Genomic DNA, 26,974 nt, shown 5'->3' on the forward strand with positions numbered 1-26,974 from the left:
TCATGCGGCGGTCACGCGTAGCGCAGCTCCGCCGGGCGCGCCGAGCGGCGCAGCAGGGGCAGCGAGGTGGCCGCGGCGAGCAGACAGCACGCGTACACGCCCACCGGGACCAGCAGCGCCGCGTACGGCACGCCCGCGGCGGTCTGCGACCCGACGAGCGCCGAGTACCAGACTCCGATCCCCATGCCGCCCGCACCCGCCACTGCGACCGCGGGGAGCAGCGGCAGCGCGGTCTCCAGCAGCAGCACCCGGGCCAGCACCCCGTGCGGCACCCCGACGGCGGTCTGGACCGCCAGGCCCCGGCGCCGGGTGGCCAGGGACTCCGCGGTGCCCACGGCGAGGGCGGACAGGACGATCGCCAGGGCGACGAGGATCGCGGCGGCCGTCAGATCGAGCCCGTCGGTGTAGTACGACAGGCCCATCCCGAGGTGGCCCTCGCGCTCGGACGCGCGCAGATCGGCGAGCAGCACCTGCCGCACCCCCACGAAGCCCGTGCCGACGACCGTCACGAGCAGCACGGCCGCGTGGGTCCGGGCCGCCGCCCACGGGTCGTCGCGCAGCCGTTCCGCCGCGATCAGCACCGCGGGGCTGCCGGTGCGGGCGGCGAGCGCCGAGCCCAGCCGCCGGGACGACCAGCCCGCCAGCCACACCGCCGCGGCACCCACCAGCAGGCACAGGGCGAAGACCACGAGCGGGCCGACGGCGAGCCCGAACAGGGGGAGCGAGAAGGGGTCGCGCACGAACACGGCCACCACCAGGAACAGCGCGGACACGCCCAGCAGGACGGTCGCCACCAGGAACAGCCGCCCCGGGCCCGCCGGCCGCACCCGCCGTACGACACCCAGCGGCGACGTCACCACGCGGCGCAGCGACAGCACGTTCACCGCCGCGCCGGCCGTCGGCACCAGCAGCGTCACCGCGGCGATCCCGGCCCAGGCCAGGGGAGCGGGGTGGGACCACAGGCGGAGCAGGACCGGCAGCGAGACCGCCGTGGCCGCGGCGGAGCCGGCCAGGCAGGCGAGCCCCGACTCCAGCGCCGCGATCCGCCGCACCTGCGCGGCCCCGGCCCCCGTCAGCCGCAGCGCGGCCAGCCGCCGGTCGCGGTGCACGGCACCGATCCGCGCGCTCTGCCCGAGGAACCCGTACACCGGAATGAGCAGCATCGTCAGTGCGACGACCACGCCGCCCCGGGTCCCCTCCTCGTCCAGCAGCCCGCCGCCGACCCCGATGTGATGGTGGCCGTCCATCGGCACGAGCACGGCGACCACCGTCCCGAGCCCGGTCGCGAGGGCGGCCCCGGCCGCCGTCAGAACGACCCGCCACCACTCCCGCCGGTCCGACCCCCGGGTCAGCAGCCAGGCGAGCGCCAGATCGGCCCTCACGCGGTCACCTCCGCCGGCAGCACGGCCCCGTCGCTCAGCCGCACCTCGCGGTCCGCGTACGCCGCCACCTGGGCGTCGTGAGTGATCAGCAGCACTGCCGTGCCCGACTCGCGGGCCGTGTGCACCAGTGACGTCATCACCTGCTCGCCCGCCAGCGAGTCCAGCGCCCCCGTCGGCTCGTCCGCGAAGACCACCTTCGGGCCGGTCACCAGCGCCCGTGCCAGGGCGACCCGCTGCGCCTGGCCGCCGCTCATCTCGCCCGGCCGCAACTCCTCCCGCCCCCGTACCCCGAACCGCTCCAGCCACTCGCCGGCCCGCGCCCGGGCCTCGGTGCGGGCCGCTCCGGCCAGCATCAGCGGCAGCGCCACGTTGTCGAGTGCGGTCAGTTCCGGGATCAGCTGCCCGAACTGGAAGACCACGCCGAAGTCGGAGCGCCGCAGCTCGCTCAGCCGCTTCTCCGGCACCTGGTCGAGCCGCAGCCCGTCGTAGGCCACCGAACCGGCGTCCGGTCGCACGATCCCGGCCAGGCAGTGCAGCAGCGTGGACTTGCCACTGCCGCTGGCCCCGGTCACGGCGAGGATCTCGCCGGCGCGCAGCTCGACACAGGCACCGCGCAGTGCCGCTGTCCTGCCGTACGCCTTGACGAGGTCCCGGCCCGCCAGCAGCGGCGCCGAGGAGTCCCCCTTGTTGGTCATGCTGCGTCGACCTCCGCGGTCAGAGTGGTCAGCCGGTCCGCCGTGGTGTTCATCCAGCGGAGGTCGGCATCGAGGTGGTTGAGGGCGTAGTCCGCCGAGAGCACGGTCGCCAGATCGGCGCCCCGGGCCGTCTTCACGGCCGTGAGCTCCCGCATCCGCTCCATGTGCGCGGCACGCTGGGCGCGCAGATAGGCGGCCGGATCCCCACCGGCCAGGATGGAGACGACGACCTTGGCGAAGATCTCGTTCGCCACGAAGGGCGCGGGCGGCGCGATCTCCCCGGCCCAGCGGGCCAGCTCACGTGCCCCGTCGTCCGTCGACCGGTACAGCGTCCGCTCCGGCCCCCCGTCGGCGTCGGTCCCCTCGACCTCGGCGAGGCCGTCCCGGACCAGGCGTTGCAGGGTCGTGTACACCTGCCCGTAGGCCAGCGGACGGGCCTGCGGAAAGCGTTCGTCGTGGCGCCGCTTGAGGTCGTAGCCATGACTCGGCCCTGCCTCCAACAGCCCCAGAAGGATGTGCCGGGTGCTCATGGAGAGCAGTATGCACTGGATACATGTACTGAGTGAATAGTGCGAGTGAAGAGTGTTCCCTGGAAATTCGCCGCCCCGCCAAGACCATGGACTCGCGCACGGCGAGCTCGTCGGTCAGCCGCTCCGTCTCGGCGCGGGCCGCATCCGGAAGTCCGTCCAGCAGGTCGTCCCGGCCCGGCTCCTGGACGTGGCCCGGCTGGACCGCGAACGCCGGAGGCGAAGGGGTGGTGGCAGCGCTCGCCTCAACCGGGCACGCTCTCCGAGTGCATCGCTCTGGAGGCACTGGCTATCAGCGAAGGTGCGGGGGTGTGGGAGGACCCCGACGAGATCGAGCGCCTGGTCGAGATCTGCATGCGCCGCCAGGAACGCCTCGACGGGGAGCGCCCGCTTCAGGTGTGCGCCATCGTCTGGGAGGCCGCGCTACGGCAGTTGGTCGGCGGGCTCGACACGATGCGCGAGCAGTTGGAACGCCCGTTGGAAGCGGCCAAGCTGCCGAACGTACGACTCCAGGTGTTGCCCTTCCATGCGGGCGGACACCCGTGTGTTCCGGGGGCGTTCACGATCAACTCGTTAGCCGAGACCGCTGCTGTGGACGTGGTCCACGCGGACACCGTCGCATCTACTGTGTGGGTGGAGAGCGAGGCCGAAAGTGCCGCGTACAGCGCGTACTTCAAACGTACTGCAAGGTTGAGCCTCGCCCGGCATGACGCGGTTCTGTTGATCGATACCATTCACCAGGATATGTGACCTCATGTACGAGTTCGACTTCGCCAAGTCCAGCTACAGCACCACCGCCGGCGAATGCCTCGAAGTCGCCCGCAACACCCCCCACGCCGTAGCCGTCCGAGACTTCAAAACCCCCGACGGCCCGATACTCCGGCTCCCTCCGAAGACCTGGGCGGAGTTCACCGCGTCGCGACACTGATCGCCGTCCGCGGGGAAGTGCCTCGGTGTCTCGGCGCCGACGGGGGTGGCAGTTGTTGCCGGTTGCCTGTGCATGAGCGTGTTCTGGCGGTGCAAGAGTGAGCGTCCCGGTTGCTGGGTACGCGAAGCCCCGGGAGGAAGAGGCGTTCGTCCGTCGTACGCGTGACCCTTTCCGGTGGCGGTCGTTGGATGTGATGGAAGGATCTTCGGGCTGTGGGTGGGGGTGGCGCGGTGGGCGAGCTGCGGATGATAGCGGCGCCGTTCGTGGTGCCCGGTCCTACGGGGGTTGCGATCCGCGCCCGGCTCAAGGGTCTGACCGGTGAGGACGTGAAGGTGCTGTGCCTGGTCGGTGACCACCTCGCATCGTTGGCGTCCCGTGATCTGAAGGCCAGGTGCGCGGCCGGACTGGACCACGACAGTGAGCAGTGGACGCGGCGCAAACGTGTCCTGACCGATCAGTCCTCCTCCCGCTGGGCCGGGAGCATCACGAAGGCCACCCACGACCAGTGGGCGCTCGCCCGGCGCGATCGGCTCGCACACATCCGCAGCCTTCAGACGGGGATCGCGACGATCTCCCGCCGCCTGTCCCTGCCTCTGGGCGAGAAGGGCGGCAAGCATGCTCCGGGCGGCTACCGCTCGCGCACGGAGTGGCACGCCAAGTCCCGCCGTCTACGCGTCCTCGAAGACCGGCTGGAGGCGGCGCGGGCCGACTGGCAGGCCGGGGTCGTGCACGTGGTACGGGGCGGGAAGCGGCTGCTGACCACCCGGCACCACCTTGACGCGGCCGGGCTTACCGAAGAGGAATGGCGTCGACGGTGGCAGGCCGGGCGCCGCTTTCTCCAGGCGGACGGCGAGTCCGGCAAGCGGTACGGCAACGAGACCCTCCGCGTCACCCCCGGCGGTGAGGTCTCGATCAAGCTTCCCGTGCCGCTGGCGCATTTGGCCAACGCCCCGCACGGCCGGTACGTCCTGGCCGCGACGGCGTCGTTCGCGCACCGGGGTGAGCAGTGGGCCGACCGGATCGCCACTAACCGGGCCGTGGCCTACCGCATCCACGAGGACACAGGCCGGGGCCGTTGGTACCTGACCGCCTCCTGGACCATCCCACCGATCCAGACAGTGCCGCTGGAGGCCGCCCGCGCCAGAGGCCTGGTCGGTGTCGACACCAACGCCGACCACCTGGCCGCCTGGCGGCTGGACCGGCACGGCAACCCCGTCGGCCAGCCGTGCCGGTTCGGCTATGACCTCACCGATACGGCTCAGCACCGCGATGCCCAGGTCCGGCACGCCCTGATCCGACTCCTGCACTGGGCCAGACGCCACGGCCTTGCGGTCGCCGTGGAGGATCTCGACTTCGCGGCGGAGAAGACCCGGGAGAAGCACGGCCGCAAGAAGCGGTTCCGCAAGCTGATCTCCGGCATGCCAGTGGCCAGGCTGCGGGCCCGGCTGGTGTCGATGGCGGCCGAACTCGGCATTCCAGTCATCGCTGTCGACCCCGCCCACACCTCCCGGTGGGGTGCCCAGCACTGGCGGAAACCCCTCACCAGTAAATCTCGTAAGACCACCCGCCACGACGCAGCTGCCGTGGCGATTGGAAGGCGCGCCCTGGGGCACCCGATCCGGCGTCGGACGGCACCGCCCCGCACCCACCAGAGCGATGGGTGCGGGCATCGGACCGTCCAGGCCGGACCAGGCACCCCAGGACGTGAGGGACACCGCCCCCGCATCCCCGGACCACGGACACGATCCGTGCCGCCCAGACGCGGCGCGAACGCGGTCGACCAGAACGCCCAACACCGTCCGGGGCGTTCGGCTGAGCACGAATCCTCAGTCTCCAGGAACGGTAGGCCTGCTCTGACCCGGCAAAACGCCCCACACCCCGACGGCATGACGAGGAGGCCACCGTGGCCGTAACGGTTCATCATCCGAATCCGATCCCGGCCCAGTCCAAACCCCCGGTGGAGACCGCGGAGGAGCCCCACCTGTGCGTGCTGAGCGCCGAGGGAGCCTGCGCGCAGGCCCCGCTGACCAGTGAGCCGCCGCTGCCCGACGCCGAGCCCCTCACCAGCGAACCGCCGCTCGCCGACGCGGCCCCGCTGACCAGCGAGCCGGGGTTGTAGATGAACGAAGCCCTGGACCCGGGGCTGTGCCGGCTCGCGGAGCTGCACGGCGTCGCCACCTCCTACCGCCCCGCCCCGGACCGTACGGTCGCCGCCTCCGCCGGTGCCGTGACCGCCGCGCTGGGCGCCCTGGGCGTCGACGCGAGCGGCCCGGACGCCGTCCGCACCGCCCTCGCCGCCCGGGAGCGGGAGCTCGCCGAACGGCTGCTGCCGCCGACGGTCGTCCACTGGGCGGGCGCCGGCGAGATCGTCCTCGGCCTGCCCGCCGGCACCCGCCTGGAGGTGCGGACGGAGGACGGGGAGACCCGGGACGACGTGGCGGGCCTGCCGCTCGGGGTGCACCTGCTGACCGCCGCCGCCCCCGACGGCCGCACCGCCCGCGCCCACCTGATCGTCGCCCCCGACCGGCTGCCCACCCCCGCCACCCGCTCGTACGGGATCCTCGTCCAGCTCTACTCGCTCCTGTCCCGCCGCTCCTGGGGCATGGGCGACCTCGGGGACCTCGCCGAGCTGGCCGACTGGGCCGGACGCACCGCGGGCGCCGGGTTCGTCCAGGTCAACCCGTTGCACGCGGCCGTACCCGGCGCCCCTACCGACCCGTCCCCCTACCGCCCCTCCTCCCGCCGCTTCCCCGACCCGGTCCACCTGCGCCCGGAGGCCGTCCCCGAGTACACCGCCGCCCCCGCCGTCACGGACCGCGCCGAAGCCCTGCGCTCCGCCGTTCTCGACCACGGCGCCCTCATCGACCGGGACGCGGTGTGGGAGCTGAAGCGGGAGGCGCTGGAGAAGGCGGCCGCCGCACCGCTCACCCCCGTCCGGCAGGCCGCCTACGACGCCTTCCGCGCCGCGGAGGGGCAGGCCCTGGAGGACCACGCCACCTGGTACGCGCTCGCCGAGCGGCACGGCTCCGACTGGCACCGCTGGCCGCAGGACCTGCGCGACCCCCGCTCACCGGAGACCGCCCGCGCCCGCGCCGAGCTGGCCGACCGGGTCGGCTTCCACTCCCGCCTCGCCTGGCTCACCGTCACCCAGCTCACCGCTGCCCAGCGCGCCGCCCGCGAGGCCGGCATGCCGGTCGGGATCGTGCACGACCTCGCCGTCGGCGTGCACCCCGCGGGCGCCGACGCCTGGGCACAGCAGGACTACTTCGCCGCCGGGATGTCCGTCGGCGCCCCGCCCGACGCCTTCAACGCCCGCGGCCAGGACTGGGGCCTGCCGCCCTGGCGCCCCGACCGCCTCGCCGCCGGCGGCCACGCCCCGTTCCGCGAACTCCTGCGCGCCCTCTTCCGGTACGCCGGAGCCCTGCGCATCGACCATGTGATGGGCCTGTTCCGGCTGTGGTGGGTGCCGCAGGGCAGCCCGCCCACCGAGGGCACGTACGTCCGCTACGACGCCGAGGCCATGCTGGCGCTGCTGGCCCTGGAGGCGACCCGGGCCGGAGCGGTGGTGATCGGGGAGGACCTGGGCACCGTGGAGCCCGGAGTGCGCGAGACGCTGGAACGACACGGGGTGCTCGGCACGTCCGTGCTCTGGTTCGAACGGGACTGGGACGGCGACGGCCGCCCACTGCCCCCGGCACGCTGGCGCGCCGACTGCCTCGCCACCGCCACCACCCACGACCTGCCGCCCACCGCGGCCCGCCTCACCGGCGAACACGTCGAACTCCGCGACCGCCTCGGCCTGCTCACCCGCCCGCTGGCGGAGGAACGGGCCGAAGCGGCGGCCGACACCGCGGAGTGGCTGGCCCTGCTGACCCGCCTGGGCCTGCTCGCCGCCGCCGACACCGGCGACGAGGAGGCCGAGATCCGGGCCGTCCACCGCTTCCTGCTCCGCACCCCGGCCCGCATGATCGGCGTCTGGCTCCCGGACACGGTCGGCGACCGCCGCCCCCAGAACCTCCCCGGCACCTGGGACCAGTACCCGAACTGGCGCCTCCCGATCGCCGACGCGAAGGGCCGTCCGGTGACCCTGGAGGAACTGACGGGCTCGGAGCGGGTACGCGCACTGTTCCAGACCCTGCACACCGACCGCCCGTCCACAGCGTGAGGACGACCGCCGGCCCGCACGTCCCTTCCAGGCCGTCCACCCCCCTTCAGCCCGTCCGGCGTTCGAGGACGAGAGCCGGTCCGCACCCCCTTCAGCCCGTCCGGCGTTCGAGGACGAGGCCGTTCAGGCCGAAGCGGGGGTCCGGGGGCGGCAGCCCTCGGGACGGTCACCGCAGCCCGCGGTGCCCCTTACAGGTACCCCCCGGACGCGCGTCCCCCAAGTCGGCCCGCTAACTTTGGGTTCGTGGACAAGAAGAACGCCCTGCGCGCCGGCGCCCTGGCTGCCGGTACGACGCTGATGATGCTGCTCATGTCGTCGCCCGCCCTCGCGCTCACGCGTGACGACGGTGACGACCCCGGCAAGGGCCTGAGCGTCGTCCAGACGCTGGGCCTCTACGTCCTGACCCCGCTCGTGCTGTTCGCGGTCATCGCCGGTCTGGTGATGGTGCTGGACAAGTCCAAGGTCCGGGTCATCAAGCCGGGCGCGAAGGCCAAGGCGAAGGCCTGACACCCGTTTCTCCGCCGAGGGCGCCGGTCGCCTTCCGTACGTACCGCACGTACGGGAGCTGACCGGCGCCCTCGGCGCGTTTCCCAGGGACGTGCGGCTCAGGGGCTCGGCGCGGTCAGATACCGCTGCACGGTCGGCCCGAGCCACGCCTCGATCTCCTCGCGGGCCAACGCCACGACCGGCGGCAGCCGCACCACGTAACGGGTCAGCGCCAGCCCCATCAGCTGCGCGGCGCACAGCCCTGCCCGCGTCGCCACCTGCTCGGGGTCCGGGCACACCCGCTGGGCCACCGGCACCACCTGGTCCCGGAAGATGCCCTGCAGGCGCTCGGCCCCCGCCTTGTTGGTGACGGCGACCCGCAGTACCGCGGTGAGCTCCTCGTTCGCCTCCCAGATGTCCAGGAAGTGGCCCACCAGCGCCCGCCCCACCTCGGTGGGCGGCACCTGGGACACGTCGGCCATCCGCAGGTCGAGCGTGATGGCGGCCGCGAAGAGGCCGTCCTTGCTGCCGAAGTAGCGCATGACCATCGAGGGGTCGATGTGGGCGTCCTTGGCGATGGCGCGGATGGTGGCGCGCTCGTAGCCGTCGGCGGCGAAGCGTTCGCGGGCGGCGGCCAGGATGGCGGAGCGGCTGGCGTCGGAGCGGCGCGCCGCCGGGCCGCTCGCGGAATCCGTGCTTCTACTGGGGGTGCCGGTCATGCCAACGAGCGTAGGCCAACAAGTGTGGGTCAACAAGCGTGGGCCAACAAGTGTTGACTGTGAAGTCGGTCCGCCCTAGGCTTGTCAACAAGCGTTGGCCAACAGGCGTTGGCAAACGATCGTTGGTCAACAAATGTTTGCCAACAAGTGCTTGCCAACAAGTGTTGGCGAGCGGGCGCAGGCATACAGGCATCCAGGAGGTCCCCATGAACGGCACGACCGGCACCCCGGGTCCCACCGGCCCGGCTCCCGCCCCCGCCCTCGGCTCCGCCCCTGCCCTCGGCTCCGAAACCTCCCGGGTGATCGTCGTCGGCTCCGGCCCCACCGGCCTTCTCCTGGCCGGTGACCTCGCCGCCGCAGGCATCCCGGTCACCCTCCTCGAAAAGCGCCCCCACAAGATCAGCAACCTCTCCCGCGCCTTCGCCCTGCACGCCCGCGCCCTGGAGCAGCTCGACGCGCGGGGCCTCGCCGACGAACTCGAAGCCGTCGGCGAGCCCCTGGCCCGGCTCAACCTCTTCGACGGCCTCACCCTCGACCTCGGCACCCTGCCCTCCCGTTTCCGGCATGTCCTCGTCCTCCCGCAGTACGAGATCGAGAAGGTCCTGGAGCGCCGGGCGGCCGAGGCGGGCGTCGACTTCCGCAACGAGTCCGAGGTGACCGGCCTGACCCAGGACGCGGCCGGGGTCACCGTGCACGTCAGGGGCGGCGAGAACCTGCGCGCCGCGTACGTGGTCGGCGCCGACGGGATGCGCAGTGCCGTGCGGGAGGCGGTCGGGCTGCCGTTCCCGGGGAGGTCGGCGATCCGGTCCGTCGTCCTCGCCGACGTGCTGCTTGCCGAGAAGCCCGCGACACTGCTCACGGCCGCCGCGGTCGGCGACGCGTTCGCGTTCCTGGCGCCCTTCGGCGACGGCTACTACCGCGTCATCTGCTGGCACCGCGGCCGCGACGTCCCCGACCACGAGCCGGTCGGCCTCGACGAGGTCAGGGAGATCACCCGGCTGGCCCTCGGCAAGGACTACGGGATGCACGACGCCCGCTGGATGTCCCGCTTCCACAGCGACGAGCGCCAGGTGCCCAGCTACCGGGTCGGCCGGGTCTTCCTGGCCGGCGACGCGGCGCACGTGCACACCCCCGCGGGCGGCCAGGGCATGAACACCGGCCTGCAGGACGCGGCCAACCTGAGCTGGAAGCTCGCCGCCGTGCTGCACGGCCACGCGGACCCCGGTCTGCTCGACACCTACCAGAGCGAACGCCACCCGGTCGGCAGGTCGGTCCTGCGCAGCAGCGGCGCCCTGGTCCGCCTGGCGATGGCCAAGGGCCCCCTGCTGGTGGCGCGGGGCGTACTCATCCGCGCGCTGGGCCATGCCGGCCCGGTCCGCCGCAGGATCATCGGCCAGATCACCGGCATCGGCTACCGCTACCCCGCACCGCGGGGTGCCCACCGTCTCACCGGCACCCGGGTTCCCGACCTCGCCCTGGCCGACGATTCGGTCGGTGAATCGGCCGGTGCTCCGGCCGGCGGCGGCCGCCTGTACGAGGCCCTGCGTGGCGGCCGGTTCGTCCTCGTCACCCCGGGTCCAGGTCCGGGTCCGGGTCCGGACGACACGGGCACGCGGTACGCCGGCCGGCTGGCCGTGGCGCGGTGGCGGAGCGGGCGTCGTACGACTGTTCTGGTGCGCCCGGACGGATACGTGGCCTGGGCGGGCGAGGACGCCCAGGCGCCGGAGATCGAGAAGGCGCTGGCCACCCACGTCGGGTGACCCGGTCAGGCGAGGTCGAAGTCCGCGGCCTTGGTGTCGAGGGTGGTGTGGCCGTCCTTGGCCGTGGCGAGCACGGCGATGTGCCAGGTGCCGTGCGTGGACGACGCGACGTCGGCGGCGGACACCGCGTCCTTGTACACGCACCGGACGGTGTGGCCGCCGGCCGGTGTGCAGGTCGCCGACTCCACCAGGGCCATGTCCTTGGCGGTCAGCGGCTTCTTCGCGAACTCGGACTTCTCCGGCCAGGCCAGCACCTTCAGGCTCTTGACGCCGGAGGGCGCGGTGACCTCGGTGGTGAAGGAGACCGAGCCGTCCCGGGCGCCGTCGGGGGCGGTGTAGCGGGCGGTGCTGTGCGCGAGGGCGGGCGACGGGTCCTGGTCGCCGGCGTAGGCGAGGGCGAAGGCCCCGGCACCTGCGAGCACGACGACACCGGCGACCACGGACAGGGCGATACGACGGGACATGGCGAGTTCTCCGTAACTGGCTCAGGCTGTCTCAGCCGAATGGACCCGGCGCTCGCTGCCGCGCCGTTGCGTCGATACTCGCAACGCGCAGCCGCCCCGGGCGTGAGCACGGATACTCAACTCGTCCTGGGTGATGGGTACTTCGTGAGTGAGGTGGGGCGCCCGGTGCAGATCGGACCGGGCACCCCACCGCCGTACCCCCTACTGGGCGGCCGCGTCCGCCGCCTGGGCCCTCAGGGCGCGCTCGACGCCCGCGCGGGACTCCGAGACGAGACGGGCCAGGGCCGCGTTCGGCCGGGCCGCGGCCAGCCAGGTGTCCGTCCTGGTGAGGGTCTCCTGGGAGACCTGCAGGGACGGGTAGAGGCCGATCGCGATCTGCTGGGCGATCTCGTGCGAGCGGGAGTCCCACACCGACTTCAGGATCTCGAAGTACTTGTCGGTGTACGGCGCCAGCAGCTCACGCTGGTCGGTCTGGACGAAGCCGCCGATCACCGCTTCCTGCACGGCGTTCGGCAGCTTGTCGGAGTCGATGACCGACGCCCACGCCTCCGCCTTCGCCTCCTCGGTCGGGCGGGCGGCGCGGGCGGTGGCCGCGTGCCGCTCACCCGCAGCCGTCCGGTCCCGCTCGTACTCGCCCGCGATCTCCGCCTCGTCGAAGCGGCCGACCGCCGCCAGCCGCTCCACGAACGCCCAGCGCAGTTCGGTGTCGACGGCCAGGCCCTCGATGGTGTGGGTGCCGTCCAGCAGGCTCTCCAGGAGGTCCAGCTGCTCCGGCGTGCGGGCGGTGGCCGCGAAGGCGCGGGCCCAGGCCAGCTGGTGGTCGCTCGCCGGTGCGGCGGACCGCAGGTGGGCCAGCGTCGCGTCGGTCCAGCGGGTGAGCAGGGCCTCACGGGCGGCCGGGTCGGCGTACAGCTCGATGGCCAGCTTCACCTGGCGGTGCAGGGACTGGACGACACCGATGTCCGACTCCTTGCCGATGCCGGACAGCACGAGGGACAGGTACTCGCGGGTGGGGAGTTCGGCGTCGCGGGTCATGTCCCAGGCGGACGCCCAGCACAGGGCGCGGGGGAGGGAGGACTCGAAGTCGCCGAGGTGCTCGGTGACGAAGTGCAGGGACTCCTCGTCGAGGCGGACCTTCGCGTACGACAGGTCGTCGTCGTTGAGCAGGAACACCGCCGGGCGCGGGCGGCCGACCAGCTGCGGTACGGCCGTCAGCTCGCCGTCCACGTCCAGCTCGATCCGGTCCTCGCGGACCAGCTTGCCGGTCGCCTCGTCGAGGTCGTACAGGCCGATCGCGATGCGGTGCGGGCGGAGCGTGGGCTCGCCCTTGGCGCCGGCGGGCAGCGCCGGGGCCTCCTGGCGGATGGCGAAGGAGGTGATGACACCGTCGGTGTCTGTCTCGACCTCCGGGCGCAGGATGTTGATGCCGGCCGTCTGGAGCCACTTCTGCGACCAGGTGCTCAGATCACGGCCGGAGGTCTCCTCCAGGGCGCCCAGCAGGTCGGACAGGCGCGTGTTGCCGTACGCGTGCTGCTTGAAGTACGCCTGCACGCCCTTGAAGAACTCGTCCATGCCGACGTACGCGACGAGCTGCTTGAGAACACTCGCGCCCTTGGCGTACGTGATGCCGTCGAAGTTGACGAGCACGTCGTCCAGGTCGCGGATCTCGGCCATGATCGGGTGCGTGGAGGGCAGCTGGTCCTGCCGGTACGCCCAGGTCTTCATGGAGTTGGCGAACGTTGTCCACGAGTGCGGCCAGCGCGACCCGGGGGCGTACGCCTGGCAGGCGATGGAGGTGTAGGTGGCGAACGACTCGTTCAGCCACAGGTCGTTCCACCACTCCATGGTGACCAGGTCGCCGAACCACATGTGGGCCAGCTCGTGCAGGATGGTCTCGCTGCGCGTCTCGTACGCCGCGTCGGTCACCTTGGACCGGAAGACGTACTGGTCGCGGATGGTCACCGCGCCCGCGTTCTCCATCGCGCCCGCGTTGAACTCCGGCACGAACAGCTGGTCGTACTTGGTGAACGGGTAGGCGTAGTCGAACTTCTCCTGGAACCAGTCGAAGCCCTGCCGGGTCACCTCGAAGATCGCGTCCGAGTCGAGGAACTCGGCGAGGGAGGGACGGCAGTAGATGCCCAGCGGCACCGACTGGCCGCCCTTCTCGTACACGCTGTGCACCGAGTGGTACGGACCCACGATCAGGGCGGTGATGTACGACGAGATGCGGGGCGTCGGCTCGAAGACCCAGGTGTCGTCCTTGGGCTCGGGCGTCGGCGAGTTCGAGACGACCGTCCAGCCGGTCGGCGCCTTCACGGTGAACTGGAAGGTCGCCTTCAGGTCGGGCTGCTCGAAGGAGGCGAAGACCCGGCGGGCGTCCGGCACCTCGAACTGGGTGTAGAGGTACGCCTGCTCGTCGACGGGGTCGACAAACCGGTGCAGACCCTCACCCGTGTTGGTGTACGCGCAGTCGGCGGCGACACGGAGGACGTTACGGCCCGCCAGCAGGCCGGGCAGCGCGATCCGGGAGTCGGCGAAGACCTCGGCGGGGTCCAGCGGATCACCGTTCAGGGTGACCTCGTGGACCGCCGGGGCCACCAGGTCGATGAAGGATTCGGCGCCGGTTTCGGCGACGTCGAAGCGCACCGTGGTCACGGACCGGTAGGTACCGCCCTCCTGCGCGCCGGAGAGGTCGAGATCGATCTCGTACGAGTCAACGGTGAGCAGCTTCGCCCGCTGCTGTGCCTCTTCGCGAGTCAGGTTTGTGCCAGGCACGCGGTCATCTCCTCGTTATGTGTGGGTTGCGCCATCCTTCCACGGGAGCGTGGACGAGGGCGACGAGGGAAAACCCCAGAGATCGCACGGTCGGGGGGCCTCGGACCGCCTCCCCGGGTCGTGCGGTGCCTCAGACGGCCGTGGTGCCTCCGTCGACCGGGACGGCCGCACCGGTGACGAAGGAGGACCGGTCGCTGCACAGCCAGAGCGCGGCCTGGGCCACCTCGACGGGGTCGGCCATCCGCTTCTGCAGCGTCTCCTCCTCGAACTGCTTGCCCAGCTCGGGCAGTTCACGGACGACCCGGTCCATCATCTCGGTGCGCGTGCTGCCCACCACCAGCGCGTTGACGCGGATGCCGCGCTTGCCGTACTCGGCTGCGGCGGCCCGGGTGAGCCCGAGGACGGCGTGCTTGGCGGCCACGTACGCGGCCGAGGCCCCGGTGGCCCGCTGCCCCGCGACACTGGAGGTGTTGACGATGGTGCCGCCGCCGTCGCGGAGCATCACGGGGACCTGGGAGCGCAGACAGTTCCAGACACCCCGCACGTTGACGTCCATGGTCTGCTCGTAGACGTCCTGGCCGGTCTCGTGCAGGTCGGTGCCGGCGGTGCCGAACCCGGCGTTGTTGAAGGCGCAGTCGAGCCGTCCGAAGGCGTCGACGGCCGTACGCACGACCCGCTCCACCTCCTCGGCCGAGGCCACGTCCGCCGGCACGGCGAGGGCCCGCCCGCCGTCCGCGGAGATCTCCTCGGCCAGCGCCCGCAGCCGCTCCGCGCGCCGCGCCGTCAGCACGACTGCAGCCCCCTCCCGCGCGAACAGCCGCGCCGCGGCCGCCCCGATCCCGCTGGACGCCCCCGTGATCATGGCGACCTTGCCGTCGAGGACAAGCGACCTGTCACACGACGGCCGACTGTTGCTCATATGTGGTGGCTCCCCTGGATGACGAACGTGAGCATCATCGCCCCTTCAGGGGCGCGGGGAACTGCGCGACCAGCCCCCACGCGCCCGCACCCGCGCGACGGCCGATCCCCGCACCCCCCCGAGGCGCCCGGCGCCTACGAAGACAGCTCCGCCGCCACCAGCTCAGCGATCTGCACGGCGTTCAGCGCAGCCCCCTTGCGGAGGTTGTCGTTGGAGATGAAGAGCGCGAGGCCGTTCTCCACCGTCTCGTCGCGGCGGATCCGGCCGACGTACGACGGGTCCCGGCCGGCCGCCTGCAGCGGGGTGGGGATGTCGGACAGCTCGACGCCGGGCGCGTCGGCGAGCAGCTCGGTCGCCCGCTCCGGGGAGATCGGGCGGGCGAACCGGGCGTTGACCTGGAGGGAGTGCCCGGAGAACACCGGGACGCGGACACAGGTGCCGGAGACCTTGAGGCCGGGAAGCTCCAGGATCTTGCGGGACTCGTTGCGCAGCTTCTGCTCCTCGTCGGTCTCGTTCAGACCGTCCTCGACGAGGTTGCCGGCGAAGGGCAGGACGTTGAAGGCGATGGGCCGCTTGTAGACCTGCGGCTCGGGGAAGTCGACCGCCCCGCCGTCGTGGGTGAGCTTGTCCGCGTCGGCGGCGACCTTCTGCACCTGCCCGTGCAGCTCCGCGACGCCCGCGACACCGGAGCCGGACACCGCCTGGTAGGTGGTGGCGACCAGCGCCTGCAGGCCCGCCTCGGCGTCCAGCACCTTCAGGACCGGCATCGCGGCCATCGTGGTGCAGTTCGGGTTGGCGATGATGCCCTTGGGGCGGTCGGCGATCGCGTGCGGGTTCACCTCGGAGACGACCAGCGGGACCTCGGGGTCCTTGCGCCAGGCGGAGGAGTTGTCGATGACGACGGCCCCCTGGGCGGCGACCTTCTCCGCGAGCGCCTTGGAGGTGGCCCCGCCCGCCGAGAACAGCACGATGTCCAGGCCGGTGTAGTCGGCGGTCGCCGCGTCCTCCACAGTCACACCGTCGAGCACGGTCCCGGCCGAGCGGGCCGAGGCGAACAGGCGCAGCTCCGTGGTCGGGAAGTTGCGCTCCGCGAGGATCCTGCGCATGACCGTGCCGACCTGACCGGTGGCTCCGACGATTCCGACCCTCACGGCGACTCCCTCTGCATACGTTGACCTGTGTCTGCGGCCTTTCCATCATGCGGCCGACCGGGGTCCACCTGTCCAATTCTTTGCCCGGCATGCCCACCGACTGGACCAGCCGGCCCGTGGAACTCCCGCTCACACCCCTGCTGAGCTGCAGAAATTACCTCCACCTGGCCGTCGTGCCGCAAGCTGTGCTGCCCCGCGCGCCGGTGTGACGTACGCCTCGGAAGGCGCCTCGGCCGCCCCTCGGATGCCGCGGAGAATATTTCCGGGAATCCGGCCGAACGTTTCCGGGTGCCGCGGCGTCGTAGGAGAAACGCGGTGAGGGGGTGGGTTGTGCTGCGCAGAAAGGCCCGTCGCGCCCAGGGGGACCAGCACGGTGATCCTCTGGACGCGGACCAGGAGCGCCGGGTGCGCGCGGTGCTCGCGCTGGGCGGCGTACCGCAGGCGGACCTGCTGGACGGGGTACAGCAGGTCCGCCTGCGGCTGCTGGAGCGGGCCGCCGGCGGCCAGGAGGCGCCGCGGGACGTGTCGGCGTGGGCGGCGGTCGTCGCCTCGCACCTCGCCATGGACTGGCACCGCGCCAAGCGCCGCCAGGAACGGCTCGGCGAACGGCTCGCCTCCCTCCGCCAGCCCGACCACGCCTCCGGAGAGGACAGCAGGCTGCTCTCCGTCGCCGTCGCCCGCGGCCTGGACGAACTGCCGGACGCCCAGCGCCAGATCCTCGTCCTGCGTTTCTACGCCGACCTGCCGGTCCGCGGGATAGCCGAGGAACTGGGCATCCCCGAGGGCACGGTCAAGAGCCGGCTGCACACGGCGGTACGGGCCCTGCGCGCCCGCCTGCACGAGGACGAGGTGGTGTGAGCATGACCGCCGAACACGACGACCGCGAGCGACACGACGACCGCGAGCGATACGACGACCGCGAGCGACACGACGGCCATGAGCGATACGACGGTCGCGAGCGATACGACGGCCGGGGCGAGGAGGAGACAGACGCCCTGTTCGCCGTCCTCATGGACGAGCCGCTCTCCGCCGAGCGGCGCGCCGACCCCGCCTTCATGGCCGAGCACCGCGCCGCCACCGCCGACCTCGCGCTCCTGCGCGAACAGCTCGGGATCATCGGCGACACCCTGGCCGAGCCGCCGCCCGCGGCACCCCGGCCGCGCCCCCGTCCGGCCGGGCGCCGCCGCCCCTGGCAGCACCCCGGCGTCCGTGCCCTCGGCTTCGCCGGTGCCCTCGCGGCCGCGTTCGCCGGGGCCGTGTTCGGCATCGGCTGGCTCGCGGCGAACGGCGGTTCGAGCGCCATGTCGAACGGTGCCGGCGCCGACAAGGCCGACAGCAGCAGCGCGTCGGGCACGGCCGGCCAGGGCGGCAAGGAGAGTACCGGCGGCCCCGGCTACCTCGCCTGCGCCCGGCTGGTCGTCGAGGGCACGGTCACGGGGGTGCAGCAGCTCGCGGGCTCCGGCGAGGAACGCGTCACCCTGCGCGTGACCCGCGCCTACAAACCGGCGAAGACCACCGAGGAGGTGGAGTTCCTCTTCGAGGACGGCACCGACGCCCGGGTCCGCACGGGTGCCCGCCTCCTGGTCGGCATCACGGCCGGGCAGCAGGTGCCCGACCGGTACGCGGTCGGGGAGCCGGCGATCGCCCGGGAGCGGTCCTGGATCGTCCGGGACCTGCCCGAGTCGCGGACCCTGACCTGCCGGAAGTGAAAACGGAGGGGCGGGCGCCCCGCAGGACGCCCGCCCCTCGTACCGCTGTGCCCCGCGCGTCCTACTGCGTGACCTTCTCGATCTTCACGCTGCCGGTGCCCGCGGCCGTGCCGCGCGCGTTGACCAGCTGGACCCGGCCGAAGAACTCGCGTCCCTCGGGGGCCGCCGCGGCCGCCGTGACCTGGCCGGTCACCGTGGCCGAGGCACCCGTGCCGAGCTTCACCGGCGTGGACCCGTCGACCGTGACGGAACCGAGCGCGGCGGAGAAGAACACGTCCCGGTAGTCGTAGTCGGTGGAGCCGGACGGGACCGAGTAGCCCGCGACCTCGATCGTGTAGGTCCCGGCGGCCGGCGAGGCGACGGAGACCGCCTCCTCCGAGTCGCCGTCGGCGGACTGCGCGACCTGGGTGCCGGACGCGTCGTACACGGTCAGGTCCAGGTCGGCCGAGGCGTCCGACACGTTGCCGATCGCCACGTCCAGCGAGGTCGCGCCCTCCGGCACGGTCACCGTCGTGGTCTGGGTCTCGCCCTCCTTGATGGCCGGGCGGGTGGTCTTCGAGGAGCCGAGCGGGCCGCCGACCAGCTTGCCGTCGAGGGCGGCGAACTCGTTGGTCACCTTCCAGGACGCGGTGACCGGGGTGCCCACCTTGGCCTCGGGCACGGTCACGGTCTCCGGGTCGAAGGCCGCGCCGAGCACGGTGACGCCCAGCTTGTACGGGTTGTCGAGCAGCGGCGAGGTGCGGCGCGCCTCGACCTCGATCTCCCAGACCCCGGCCTGCGGGTCGGCGTACGAACGGACGTCGGGCGTGCAGCCGTTGCCGTTCAGGTAGTTGTTGTAGCAGTACGGGGTACCGGTGTTGTCGACCGGGACGCCGTACGGGTGGATGGCGATGAACCGCGTCTGGCTCTTGTCGGCGAGCCCGCTCATCGCGACCTCAAGGGTCTTGGCGCCCTCGGGGACGGTCACGAAGTACGAGGTGGAGCTGTTGCGCTGCACCGAACTCGACGCCGAGTAGGTGTAGTCGACGGGGGTCGACACCACGACGGTCGTCAGGATCTGCTTGTCGACGCCCTCGGTACGCGGGTCGTCGACCTCCAGGATCGCGGACTTGATGCCCGAACTCTTCGGCTTGGCCTGCACCTTGACCGTCACCGGCTGGTTCAGCGGCAGCGTCACCTCGTCCGGGCCGAGGATCTTGAAGGTGTGCCCGGCGTTGTTCTCGAAGTGCAGTTCGTGCCGGATCGCCTTGTCCGCGCCGGAGGTGCGGGTGATGGTGACGTCGTACGTCTTCTTCTGCCGGACCTTGAGGCCGCCCTCGCGGTCGTAGAGCCCGGTGCCGTAGCCCGGGGTCTTCAGCGCGGAGTCGATCGCGGTGTCGACGGGCGCCTTCACGGTGTACTCGTGCGCGGTGGCGTGGTCGCGGATGGACTCCCAGGCGTCGACGATGTCGATCAGGCCCGCACCCTCCTCGTACGCCTGGACACCCTTGATGTGACGGGCCGTCGAGGTCAGTGCGGTGCGCAGGTCGGCGGGGGAGAGGGCGATGCCCTTCTCCTTGGCCGCGCTCAGCAGCAGCGCGCTCGCGCCCGCCGCCTGCGGGGAGGCCATCGAGGTGCCCTGGAGCATCGAGTAGCCGGCCGGCAGCGAGTAGCCCGCCTCGGCGACCGGGGAGCCCGGCAGCCAGGTCTGGGTGCTGTTGATCGCGGCGCCCGGCGCGACCAGGGTCGGCGTGAAGCCGCCGTCCTCACGCGGGCCGCGCGAGGAGAAGGGGAGCAGCTGGTACTTGGTGGTCACCTGGGAGCCGTAGTTGGCGGCCCAGGTCTCCTTGGAGATCGCCGCGCCGACCGAGATCACCTTGTCGGCGAGACCGGGGTCGCCGATGGTGTTCGCACCCGGGCCGGAGTTGCCCGCCGAGATCACGAGCTGCACGCCGTAGGTGTCGATGAGCCGCGTGTACAGCTCGGCGCGGGCGTTGTTGCCGTCGTTCAGCGCCGGGAGGCCGCCGATCGACATGTTCACGATGTCGACGCCCCGGTTCGTGACCAGGTCGATCATGCCCTCGGTGAGGGCGACGTTGGTGCAGCCGCCGGTCCAGGTGCAGGCCCGGGACGAGACGATCTTCGCGCCCGGGGCCGCGCCGTTCATCTTGCCGCCGAACAGGCCGTTGGCGGCGGTGATGCCGGCGACGTGGGTGCCGTGCTCGGACTCGATGACGCCGATGTTGACGTAGTCGGCCTTCGCGCCGGACGCGTTGTAGACGACGTCCTTGCGGATCTCGACCACGAACGGGATGCGCTCGACGACGTCCGTGGACGGGTCGTCCGTGCCGAAGTAGCCGATCTGGTAGCCGTCCTTGTACGGCTTCATCGGTACGTCGTCGGTGAAGTCCAGGTTGTCGTTGCTGTCGACGCGCACGGTGCCGGAGGCCGGGTCGTACAGGACACCCCAGGCGTCGGTCGTGTCGCCGTCGCGGTTCAGGTCGCCCTTCATGTCGCCACCGGTGGTGGCGGACTCGTACATGTAGTTGAACTTGTACGAACCCGCGGGCGCCTTGAACGTCTCGGTGCCCTGGCTGGCCGTGGTGATGGAGAACGCCGGGCCGGAGGCCGGGGCGGTCATCCGCCGCCAGGTGCCGTCGCCGTCGTTGACCGGGTCGGTCGAGGTCACCCAGTCGACGATCTTCCGCTCGCCGGTGGTGGTCTTCTGCAGCGCCGGGTGGCCGAGGTCCACGCCGGAGTCCAGGATGCCGATGGTGATGCCCCGGCCGTCCGCCTTCGGGTGCTCCTTGACGAAGTCGACGGCGCCCGTCTCGAAGGAGGGGTTGTAGGGGTTCTCGGCGGGGGTGTTCTTGTTCGGCCCCGAGTAAGTGGCCTTGGCGGCCGTGGTCTTCGCGGCCGTGGTCTTGGCGGACTTGGCGTTGCCGTCCGTCGCCGTCGGGTCGTCGAGCTGGATCTCCTGGCGCAGGTCGATCGCGTGCACCGAGGACAGCTTCGCGGCGGCGGCGATCGCCGCGTCCGCCCGCCCGGTGGGGACGGTGGCCCGGACGTAACCGAGTTTGTCGTACGTACGGCCCACCAGGCCGCCCTTGACCGCGTCCAGCTCGTCGGCGACCTGCTCGGTCTGGCCCGGCGCGGTCGCGATCATCATCGTGACGTTCTTGGTGCCGTCGGACTTGGCCTCGGCGAGCAGTTCCGCGTCGTCCGAACCGAGCTTGTCGTGGGCCGACTTGACGCCGGGGTCGGCGGTGGCGGCGGCGCGGGCCGGGGCCGCGGCGGCGGCCAGGGGTACCGGCCCGGCGGCGGAGAGCGCGGCCACGACACCGACGGCGACGGCTATCCGGCCCAGGCGTCTGTGGCCCGGTATCGGCTCGTGCTGGGGGGTGAGGGTCATCTGCATCCCTTGTAGGTAAAGGAACGAGCGTGGAGGCGGCCGGACATGGTCATGTCCGGCGCGTAGTCGCATAGCTTTTCCCAAGGGAACGGACTTTTGGGAACGTTGACCGAATTGATATGAACGTATGGGGAAAACCCCCGGTCGGCCCCCGGTCACCCCCCGGTCGTCCCGCGGCCGTTTCCCGGTCCCGTCGCGGAAACCCGGTGGCCACCGCGCGTCCGACGACCTACCGTGCCGACGTGCGCGAGAAGCTCAGGGTGGCGGCCTACGCCGTGTGTGTCCGTGACGGTCAGATCCTGCTCGCCCGGTCACCGGCCGACGACGGCACACCCGAGTGGGTCCTGCCCGGCGGCGGCATGGAGCACGGCGAGGACCCCTACGACACGGTCCGCCGCGAACTCATGGAGGAGACCGGCTACCGCATCGAGGTGACCGGCCTGCTGGGCATCGACTCGAACCGTCTCCGCTTCCCCCGCGCGGGCCTGCGGCGCCCCGCCACCGACCACCACGGCGTGCGGATCATCTACACCGGCGAGATCGTCGGCGGCGAACTGCGCAACGAGGTCGACGGCTCCACCGACATGGCCGCCTGGCAGGACCTGGACGCCGTTGCGTCCCTCAGGCACATCCGGCTGGTCGACGTCGCCCTGCGGCTGTGGCGGGAGCGGCCGGCGGCGGGGCGGTTTGCGGAAGAGCAGGCGTAAGGGCCGGAGACCCTCCCCTACCCCGGCAGATGAACGCGGAGTAGCCGGGCCCCGGACGCCCGTGATCCGCTCCATGACCGGTCCCCACCTCGCCTGATCCACGTACGGTGATCGGCGCTGCGCGTTGCCGCCGTGTTCACGCGCAGGTCACCCCCGGTGCCAACGATCCAAAGTGAGCGGGAAGTTCGCGGAAGCGATCGCCCGTGACCACTGCCGACGCGTTCGTACTCGGGGAGATCGCGCCATGTCGCGCATACGCTCTGTCGCCACCTCCGCGGCCCACAAGGGCCGCGAGGCACTGGAGATCAACCGCCGTACCGTGCTCGCCGCCGCCGGAGCCGTCTCGCTCTCCGCAGGCGTCGGATTCGCCCTGCGCCCCACCGACAGCGAGGCCACCCCCGCCGTCCCCGCCGCGGCCGAGGAGCAGCAGCCGGTCGCCGAGGGCCGCCAGGCCGCCGCGGCCCCCCTCGCCCCCTACACCAAGGGCACCACCCTCGCCTCCGTCGCCGCACCCCGCACCAGCTCCGGCTACCGGCGGCTCGGCGACGGCGCCGGCTGGTCGCGCGTCGTGCGCTCCGACCTGGCCGCCGCCAAGTCCGGCCGGGCGAGCCGCCGTACCGCCCTCGCCGCGTTCGTGCAGTTCACCGACCTGCACCTGATGGACGTCCAGCACCCGCTGCGTCTTGAGTTCCTGCGCGCCCACGACCCGCACGCCTGGCGCCCGCACGAGGCGCTCACCGTGCCCGGCGCCATCTCGCTCGTCGAGCGGGTCAACGCACTGCGCGGCGCCCCGGTCACCGGCTCGCCGCTGCACTTCGTGATGACGACCGGCGACAACACCGACAACAACGCCCACTCCGAACTGGAGTGGTTCATGAAGGTGATGAGCGGCGGCCGGATCACCCCCAACACCGGTGACCCCAAGCACTACGAGGGCGTCCAGAACAGCGGCCTCAAGCTGTACTGGCAGGCCTCCGCCACCGTCCGCGACGGCGACAAGGCGCTCGGCTTCCCGCACCTCGCCGGCTACCTGGCCGCCGCGATCCGCGAGGTGAGGAGCCCCGGCCTCAACCTGCCCTGGTACTCCACGGTCGGCAACCACGACGCCCTGCCGCTCGGCTGCTTCGGCTCGCACGCCGACCCCTGGCTCGCCGCGGCCGCGATCGGCGGCAAGAAGCTGATGACGGTGACCGACGCCGAGGCCAAGAAGCTCCAGGACTCCATCCGCACCGCCAAGGACCCCAAGGGCAGCGGCTACCGCGACTTCCTGAAGGCCCACGCCCGGTCGATGCGCTCGGTCACCGCGGACGAGAAGCGGGCCCCGTACACCTCCGCGGACTACCTGAAGGCCCACCTGGACCCGGCCTACCAGGGACTCGGCCCGGTCGGCCACGGCTACTCCAGCGCCAACGTGGCCGCGGGCACCCAGTACTACGCCTTCCGTATCTCCGACGACGTCATCGGCATCAGCCTCGACACGACGGATGCGGGCGGCCACTACGACGGATCGATCGGAACGGCCCAACTGACCTGGCTGGAGCAGACCCTGAAGGAGAACAAGGACTCCTACGCGGTCGTCTTCAGCCACCACACCAGCCAGACGATGACCAACACCCGTCCCGACCCGGCCCACCCGAGCGACGGCCGCCACACGGGCGCCGAGCTGGTCACCCTGCTCAACCGCCACGCCAACGTGCTGGCCTGGGTGAACGGTCACATCCACCGCAACCTCATCACCCCGCACAAGGCCTCGAACGGCAACTCCTTCTGGGAGATCACCACCGCCTCGCACGTCGACTACCCCCAGCTCGCCCGGGTCGTCGAGCTCGCGGACAACAAGGACGGCACGATCTCCCTCTTCACCACCCTGATCGAGTCGGCCGCCCCGCACCGCACCGACTTCTCCGACCTCTCCCAGACCGGCCTCGCCGCCCTTTACCGCGAACTGGCCTTCAACGCACCCGGTTCCAGCAAGGTCCTGGGCGGCAGCACGACGGACCGGAACACGGAGCTGGTGCTGAAGAAGGGCTGAGAACAGGTCAACCAGTCCAAGCCGGGCAACCTCGCCGATCAGGACGGTGTCCCTCCCCCCGACCGAGTACGACGACTCCACTGGGGGAGAGACATGTCCGTACGTACGACGCTGGTGACGGCCACCGCACTGGCCCTGTCTGCAGCGCTCGCGGGACCGGCGCTGGCGGCCCCGGCCGGGCCGGCGCCGACGGCAGCCGCGGCCGGCCACCAGGCCACCCGCAAGGCGGTCGAGGCCGCGGTCGAGGGCGGCGTCCCCGGGGCGACGGCCACCGCCCGGGACGCCCGCTCCACCTGGTCGGCGACGGCCGGGGTGGGCGACGCCCGCACCGGCGCCCCGCGGTCCGCGGCCGACCGCTACCGGGTCGGAAGCATCACGAAGACCTTCGTGGCCACGGTGCTGCTCCAGCTGGAGGCGGAGGGCCGGCTGTCGCTCGACGACACGGTGGACAAGTGGCTGCCGGGCGTGGTCGCCGGCCACGGCAACGACGGCCGCCGCATCACCGTCCGCCAGCTCCTCAACCACACCAGCGGCATCTTCAACTACACCGCGGACGACGACTTCGGCCGCACGTACTTCCTCAAGGACGGCTTCTTCCGGCACCGCTACGACACGCTGACGCCCGCCGGTCTTGTGGCGATCGCGATGAAGCACGAGCCCGGCTTCGCCCCGGGCACCAGCTGGGCCTACTCGAACACCAACTACGTGCTCGCCGGCATGGTCATCAAGGCGGTGACCGGCCACTCGTACGCCCGGGAGATCACCGACCGGGTGATCAGGCCCCTCCACCTGACCGGCACCTCCCTCCCCGGCACCCGCACCACCCTGCCGCGCCCGAGCAGCCGCGCCTACTCGAAACTCGCCGAGACGACGACGGGCCCCACCTACGACGTCACCACCCTCAACCCCTCCATGGCCTCCTCCGCCGGCGAGATGATCTCCACCTCCGCCGACCTGACCCGCTTCTACGAGGCCCTCCTGCGCGGCAGGCTGCTCCCCCCTCGCCAGCTGAAGGAGATGAAGACCACCACCCCGATCCCCGGCGACCCCAACATCGCGTACGGCCTCGGCCTGATGGACGCCACCCTCCCCTGCGGCGTCCACGTCTGGGGCCACGACGGCGGCATCCACGGCTCCTCCTCCGTCGCGGCCACCACCCCCGACGGCCGCCACGCCCTGGCCCTCAACTTCAACGCCGACTGGACCGGCGACAAGGACGCGGTGGTCGCGGCGGAGTTCTGCGGGGGCTGAGCCACGGGGGCCGGGCACCGCGGTCGCCGGGCCCGGAAAAAAACTTCGGCCGGCGATGTCGAGAACCCGTGGCCGGCTCCGTCCCCGGGGTGAAGGCGGCCACAATGGGCCGTACCGGCACCGAGGAGAACCACGATGGCCAAGTACCTGCTGCTGAAGCACTACCGCGGCGCCCCGGCCCCGGCCGACGACGTGCCCATGGACCGGTGGACGCCGGAGGAGATCTCGGCCCACGTGCGGTACATGCAGGACTTCGCCGCCCGGCTGGAGAAGTCCGGCGAGTTCGTCGACGGCCAGGCCCTCGCCCCCGAGGGGATGTGGGTCCGGTACGACGGCGAGGGGCGCCCGCCGGTCACCGACGGCCCGTTCGCCGAGACCAAGGACCTCATCGCCGGCTGGATGGTGATCGACGTCGACAGCCACGAGCGCGCCGTGGAGCTGGCCGGTGAACTGTCGGCCGCTCCCGGGGCAGGCGGGAAGCCGATCCACGAGTGGCTGGAGGTGCGCCCCTTCCTGGCCGCGCCGCCCACCATCACGGAGTCATGCCACTGATGGACGAGGTCTCGCTCAGGAGCCTCACCCCGAGCGTGCTCACCGTCCTCGTCCGCCGCGGAGCCGACTTCGCGGCGGCCGAGGACGCCGTGCAGGAGGCGCTGGTCGAGGCGGTCCGTGTCTGGCCCGCCGACCCGCCGCGGGACCCGAAGGGCTGGCTGGTCACCGTGGCCTGGCGGCGGTTCCTCGACGCGACCCGCGCCGACACCGCCCGCCGCCGGCGCGAGGACCGCGTGGACGAGGAGCCGCCGCCCGGTCCCGTCCCCGCGGCGGACGACACCCTCCGGCTCTACTTCCTCTGCGCCCACCCCTCCCTCACCCCCTCCGCCGCGGTCGCGCTCACCCTGCGTGCCGTCGGCGGCCTCACCACCCGACAGATCGCCCGGGCCTACCTGGTGCCCGAGGCGACCATGGCCTGGGGGCACCTCCCACGCCCTTAAGGCAGTGGGGGAGGATCAGCCGCGCCAAGCGCACGGTCTCCGGCGTCCGCCTCGACCGGCCCGGTGACGTCGCGACCGTGCTGCGCGTCCTCTACCTGGTCTTCAACGAGGGCTACTCCGGTGACGTCGACCTCGCCGCCGAGGCCGTCCGGCTCACCCGACAGCTCGCGGCCGCGATCGACCACCCCGAGGCGGCCGGGCTGCTCGCCCTCATGCTGCTCCACCACGCCCGGCGGGCCGCCAGGACCGCACCCGACGGCAGCCTGGTCCCCCTTGCCGAACAGGACCGGAGCCGATGGGACACCCGCCTGATCGCCGAGGGCATCGGGATCCTCCAGGCGGCCCTCGCCCGCGACCGCCTCGGCGAGTTCCAGGCCCAGGCCGCCATCGCCGCCCTGCACGCGGACGCGCCCACCGCCGGCGAGACCGACTGGGTGCAGATCGTCGAGTGGTACGACGAACTCGCGGGCCTGACCGACAACCCGGTCGTCCGGCTCAACCGCGCGGTCGCCGTCGGCGAGGCGGACGGCCCCCGGGCCGGCCTGGCCGCGCTCGCCGAGCTGGACCCCGCCCTGCCCCGGCACACCGCGGTCGCCGCCTACCTGCACGAACGCGACGGCGACCTGACGACCGCGGCACGCCTGTACGCCGAGGCGGCCCGCAAGGCCCCCAACCTCGCCGAACGCGACCACCTGACCCGCCGGGCCGCACGCCTCAACGCACATCCCGGCGCACACCTCGACGCACATCCCGGCGCGCGCCTCGACGCCGACCGCGGCAGGTGACATCGTCGTGCGTCCGGGTGCCTCGCTTGCCGTTTTTTTGCCGTCGGCCGCCCTCGTCCGGAGGGTGCGGGGGATGCGGATGCCCTTGTAAAAGCGCAGGTCAGAAGGGTGACCGCGAGGGAAGTGGAATGAAGTT

22 protein-coding genes and 1 pseudogene are annotated in these 26,974 nt (G+C 72.1%); 14 read left to right on the plus strand and 9 right to left on the minus strand.

The genetic code is table 11. The features are described 5' to 3' along the window. Window positions 1–11: 11 nt before the first annotated feature. From ACFWPS_RS13730 to ACFWPS_RS13740, 3 genes are read right to left on the minus strand one after another with little or no spacing between them, the layout of a single operon-like run. Window positions 12–1,382: an FtsX-like permease family protein gene (locus ACFWPS_RS13730; protein ID WP_383704424.1), complete on the minus strand. Its 1,371-nt coding sequence runs from the start codon at window positions 1,380–1,382 to the stop codon at window positions 12–14. After that, the gene (locus tag ACFWPS_RS13735; RefSeq protein WP_383704426.1) at window positions 1,379–2,077 is read right to left on the minus strand and encodes an ABC transporter ATP-binding protein; all 699 of its coding nucleotides are present in this window, start codon (window positions 2,075–2,077) and stop codon (window positions 1,379–1,381) included. Before ACFWPS_RS13735 ends, ACFWPS_RS13730 begins: the two co-directional genes overlap by 4 nt. Next, window positions 2,074–2,607 (minus strand): PadR family transcriptional regulator, encoded by a 534-nt coding sequence (locus tag ACFWPS_RS13740; RefSeq protein ID WP_383704428.1) that lies wholly within the window; start codon window positions 2,605–2,607, stop codon window positions 2,074–2,076. The genes ACFWPS_RS13735 and ACFWPS_RS13740 overlap by 4 nt, the downstream gene beginning before the upstream one ends. Before the next feature lie 306 nt (window positions 2,608–2,913). Between ACFWPS_RS13740 and ACFWPS_RS13745 the strand changes: the two genes are divergently transcribed. The 6 genes from ACFWPS_RS13745 to ACFWPS_RS13770 all read left to right on the plus strand — a co-directional run bounded on the left by ACFWPS_RS13745 (window position 2,914) and on the right by ACFWPS_RS13770 (window position 8,204). Further along, window positions 2,914–3,354 carry a DUF5753 domain-containing protein gene (locus ACFWPS_RS13745; RefSeq protein ID WP_383704430.1) on the plus strand — a complete coding sequence of 147 codons (441 nt, stop codon included), beginning with the start codon at window positions 2,914–2,916 and terminating at the stop codon, window positions 3,352–3,354. A 4-nt stretch (window positions 3,355–3,358) separates the two neighbouring features. After that, window positions 3,359–3,532 carry a DUF397 domain-containing protein gene (locus ACFWPS_RS13750; RefSeq protein WP_383704432.1) on the plus strand — a complete coding sequence of 58 codons (174 nt, stop codon included), beginning with the start codon at window positions 3,359–3,361 and terminating at the stop codon, window positions 3,530–3,532. 230 nt (window positions 3,533–3,762) lie between these two features. Further along, window positions 3,763–5,445: an IS200/IS605 family accessory protein TnpB-related protein gene (locus ACFWPS_RS13755; protein ID WP_383704580.1), complete on the plus strand. Its 1,683-nt coding sequence runs from the start codon at window positions 3,763–3,765 to the stop codon at window positions 5,443–5,445. 20 nt (window positions 5,446–5,465) lie between these two features. Continuing rightward, window positions 5,466–5,651 carry a hypothetical protein gene (locus ACFWPS_RS13760; RefSeq protein ID WP_383704581.1) on the plus strand — a complete coding sequence of 62 codons (186 nt, stop codon included), beginning with the start codon at window positions 5,466–5,468 and terminating at the stop codon, window positions 5,649–5,651. Continuing rightward, window positions 5,652–7,697, plus strand: coding sequence for a 4-alpha-glucanotransferase (gene malQ / locus ACFWPS_RS13765; RefSeq protein WP_383704434.1), 2,046 nt, complete (start codon window positions 5,652–5,654; stop codon window positions 7,695–7,697). It abuts the gene before it with no gap. 243 nt (window positions 7,698–7,940) lie between these two features. After that, a complete protein-coding gene (locus tag ACFWPS_RS13770; protein ID WP_383704437.1) occupies window positions 7,941–8,204 on the plus strand; it encodes a hypothetical protein in 264 nt (87 codons plus the stop codon). A 98-nt stretch (window positions 8,205–8,302) separates the two neighbouring features. On the opposite strand, the gene ACFWPS_RS13775 is transcribed toward ACFWPS_RS13770, so the two are convergent. Next, on the minus strand, window positions 8,303–8,902 hold the full coding sequence (locus ACFWPS_RS13775; RefSeq protein ID WP_383704439.1) for a TetR family transcriptional regulator: 600 nt from the start codon (window positions 8,900–8,902) through the stop codon (window positions 8,303–8,305). Between the two features lie 206 nt (window positions 8,903–9,108). Between ACFWPS_RS13775 and ACFWPS_RS13780 the strand changes: the two genes are divergently transcribed. Further along, window positions 9,109–10,662: an FAD-dependent monooxygenase gene (locus tag ACFWPS_RS13780; protein WP_383704441.1), complete on the plus strand. Its 1,554-nt coding sequence runs from the start codon at window positions 9,109–9,111 to the stop codon at window positions 10,660–10,662. Window positions 10,663–10,667: 5 nt separating this feature from the next. On the opposite strand, the gene ACFWPS_RS13785 is transcribed toward ACFWPS_RS13780, so the two are convergent. The 4 genes from ACFWPS_RS13785 to ACFWPS_RS13800 form a co-directional block, all read right to left on the minus strand. Further along, entirely contained in the window at window positions 10,668–11,126 is a 459-nt protein-coding gene (locus ACFWPS_RS13785; RefSeq protein WP_383704443.1) for a DUF5707 domain-containing protein, read from the minus strand. A gap of 201 nt (window positions 11,127–11,327) precedes the next feature. Further along, window positions 11,328–13,901: an aminopeptidase N gene (pepN, locus tag ACFWPS_RS13790; RefSeq protein ID WP_383704445.1), complete on the minus strand. Its 2,574-nt coding sequence runs from the start codon at window positions 13,899–13,901 to the stop codon at window positions 11,328–11,330. Window positions 13,902–14,031: 130 nt separating this feature from the next. Then, window positions 14,032–14,820 carry an SDR family NAD(P)-dependent oxidoreductase gene (locus tag ACFWPS_RS13795; protein WP_383704447.1) on the minus strand — a complete coding sequence of 263 codons (789 nt, stop codon included), beginning with the start codon at window positions 14,818–14,820 and terminating at the stop codon, window positions 14,032–14,034. Between the two features lie 134 nt (window positions 14,821–14,954). Next, on the minus strand, window positions 14,955–15,971 hold the full coding sequence (locus ACFWPS_RS13800; protein ID WP_383704449.1) for an aspartate-semialdehyde dehydrogenase: 1,017 nt from the start codon (window positions 15,969–15,971) through the stop codon (window positions 14,955–14,957). Between the two features lie 330 nt (window positions 15,972–16,301). Between ACFWPS_RS13800 and ACFWPS_RS13805 the strand changes: the two genes are divergently transcribed. Then, entirely contained in the window at window positions 16,302–16,829 is a 528-nt protein-coding gene (locus tag ACFWPS_RS13805; RefSeq protein ID WP_383704582.1) for an RNA polymerase sigma factor, read from the plus strand. 2 nt (window positions 16,830–16,831) lie between these two features. Further along, window positions 16,832–17,680, plus strand: a complete 849-nt coding sequence (locus ACFWPS_RS13810) for a hypothetical protein (RefSeq protein WP_383704451.1) — start codon at window positions 16,832–16,834, stop codon at window positions 17,678–17,680. Window positions 17,681–17,741: 61 nt separating this feature from the next. Here ACFWPS_RS13810 and ACFWPS_RS13815 read toward each other — a convergent pair whose 3' ends face one another. Further along, the gene (locus ACFWPS_RS13815; protein ID WP_383704453.1) at window positions 17,742–21,071 is read right to left on the minus strand and encodes a S8 family serine peptidase; all 3,330 of its coding nucleotides are present in this window, start codon (window positions 21,069–21,071) and stop codon (window positions 17,742–17,744) included. 242 nt (window positions 21,072–21,313) lie between these two features. Here ACFWPS_RS13815 and ACFWPS_RS13820 point away from each other — a divergent pair, with 242 nt between their 5' ends. The 5 genes and pseudogenes from ACFWPS_RS13820 (at window position 21,314) to ACFWPS_RS13840 (ending at window position 26,838) form a co-directional block, all read left to right on the plus strand. After that, window positions 21,314–21,778 (plus strand): NUDIX hydrolase, encoded by a 465-nt coding sequence (locus tag ACFWPS_RS13820; RefSeq protein WP_383704585.1) that lies wholly within the window; start codon window positions 21,314–21,316, stop codon window positions 21,776–21,778. Between the two features lie 244 nt (window positions 21,779–22,022). Beyond that, window positions 22,023–23,810, plus strand: coding sequence for a TIGR03767 family metallophosphoesterase (locus ACFWPS_RS13825; RefSeq protein ID WP_383704455.1), 1,788 nt, complete (start codon window positions 22,023–22,025; stop codon window positions 23,808–23,810). A gap of 93 nt (window positions 23,811–23,903) precedes the next feature. Then, the gene (locus ACFWPS_RS13830) at window positions 23,904–25,061 is read left to right on the plus strand and encodes a serine hydrolase domain-containing protein (RefSeq protein WP_383704457.1); all 1,158 of its coding nucleotides are present in this window, start codon (window positions 23,904–23,906) and stop codon (window positions 25,059–25,061) included. Between the two features lie 135 nt (window positions 25,062–25,196). Next, window positions 25,197–25,613: a YciI family protein gene (locus ACFWPS_RS13835; RefSeq protein ID WP_383704459.1), complete on the plus strand. Its 417-nt coding sequence runs from the start codon at window positions 25,197–25,199 to the stop codon at window positions 25,611–25,613. Beyond that, a pseudogene (locus ACFWPS_RS13840) lies at window positions 25,613–26,838 on the plus strand (RNA polymerase sigma factor). Before ACFWPS_RS13835 ends, ACFWPS_RS13840 begins: the two are co-directional and overlap by 1 nt. Window positions 26,839–26,974: the final 136 nt, after the last annotated feature.

This window comes from Streptomyces sp. NPDC058457 (assembly GCF_042720695.1).
Classification (GTDB): domain Bacteria; phylum Actinomycetota; class Actinomycetes; order Streptomycetales; family Streptomycetaceae; genus Streptomyces.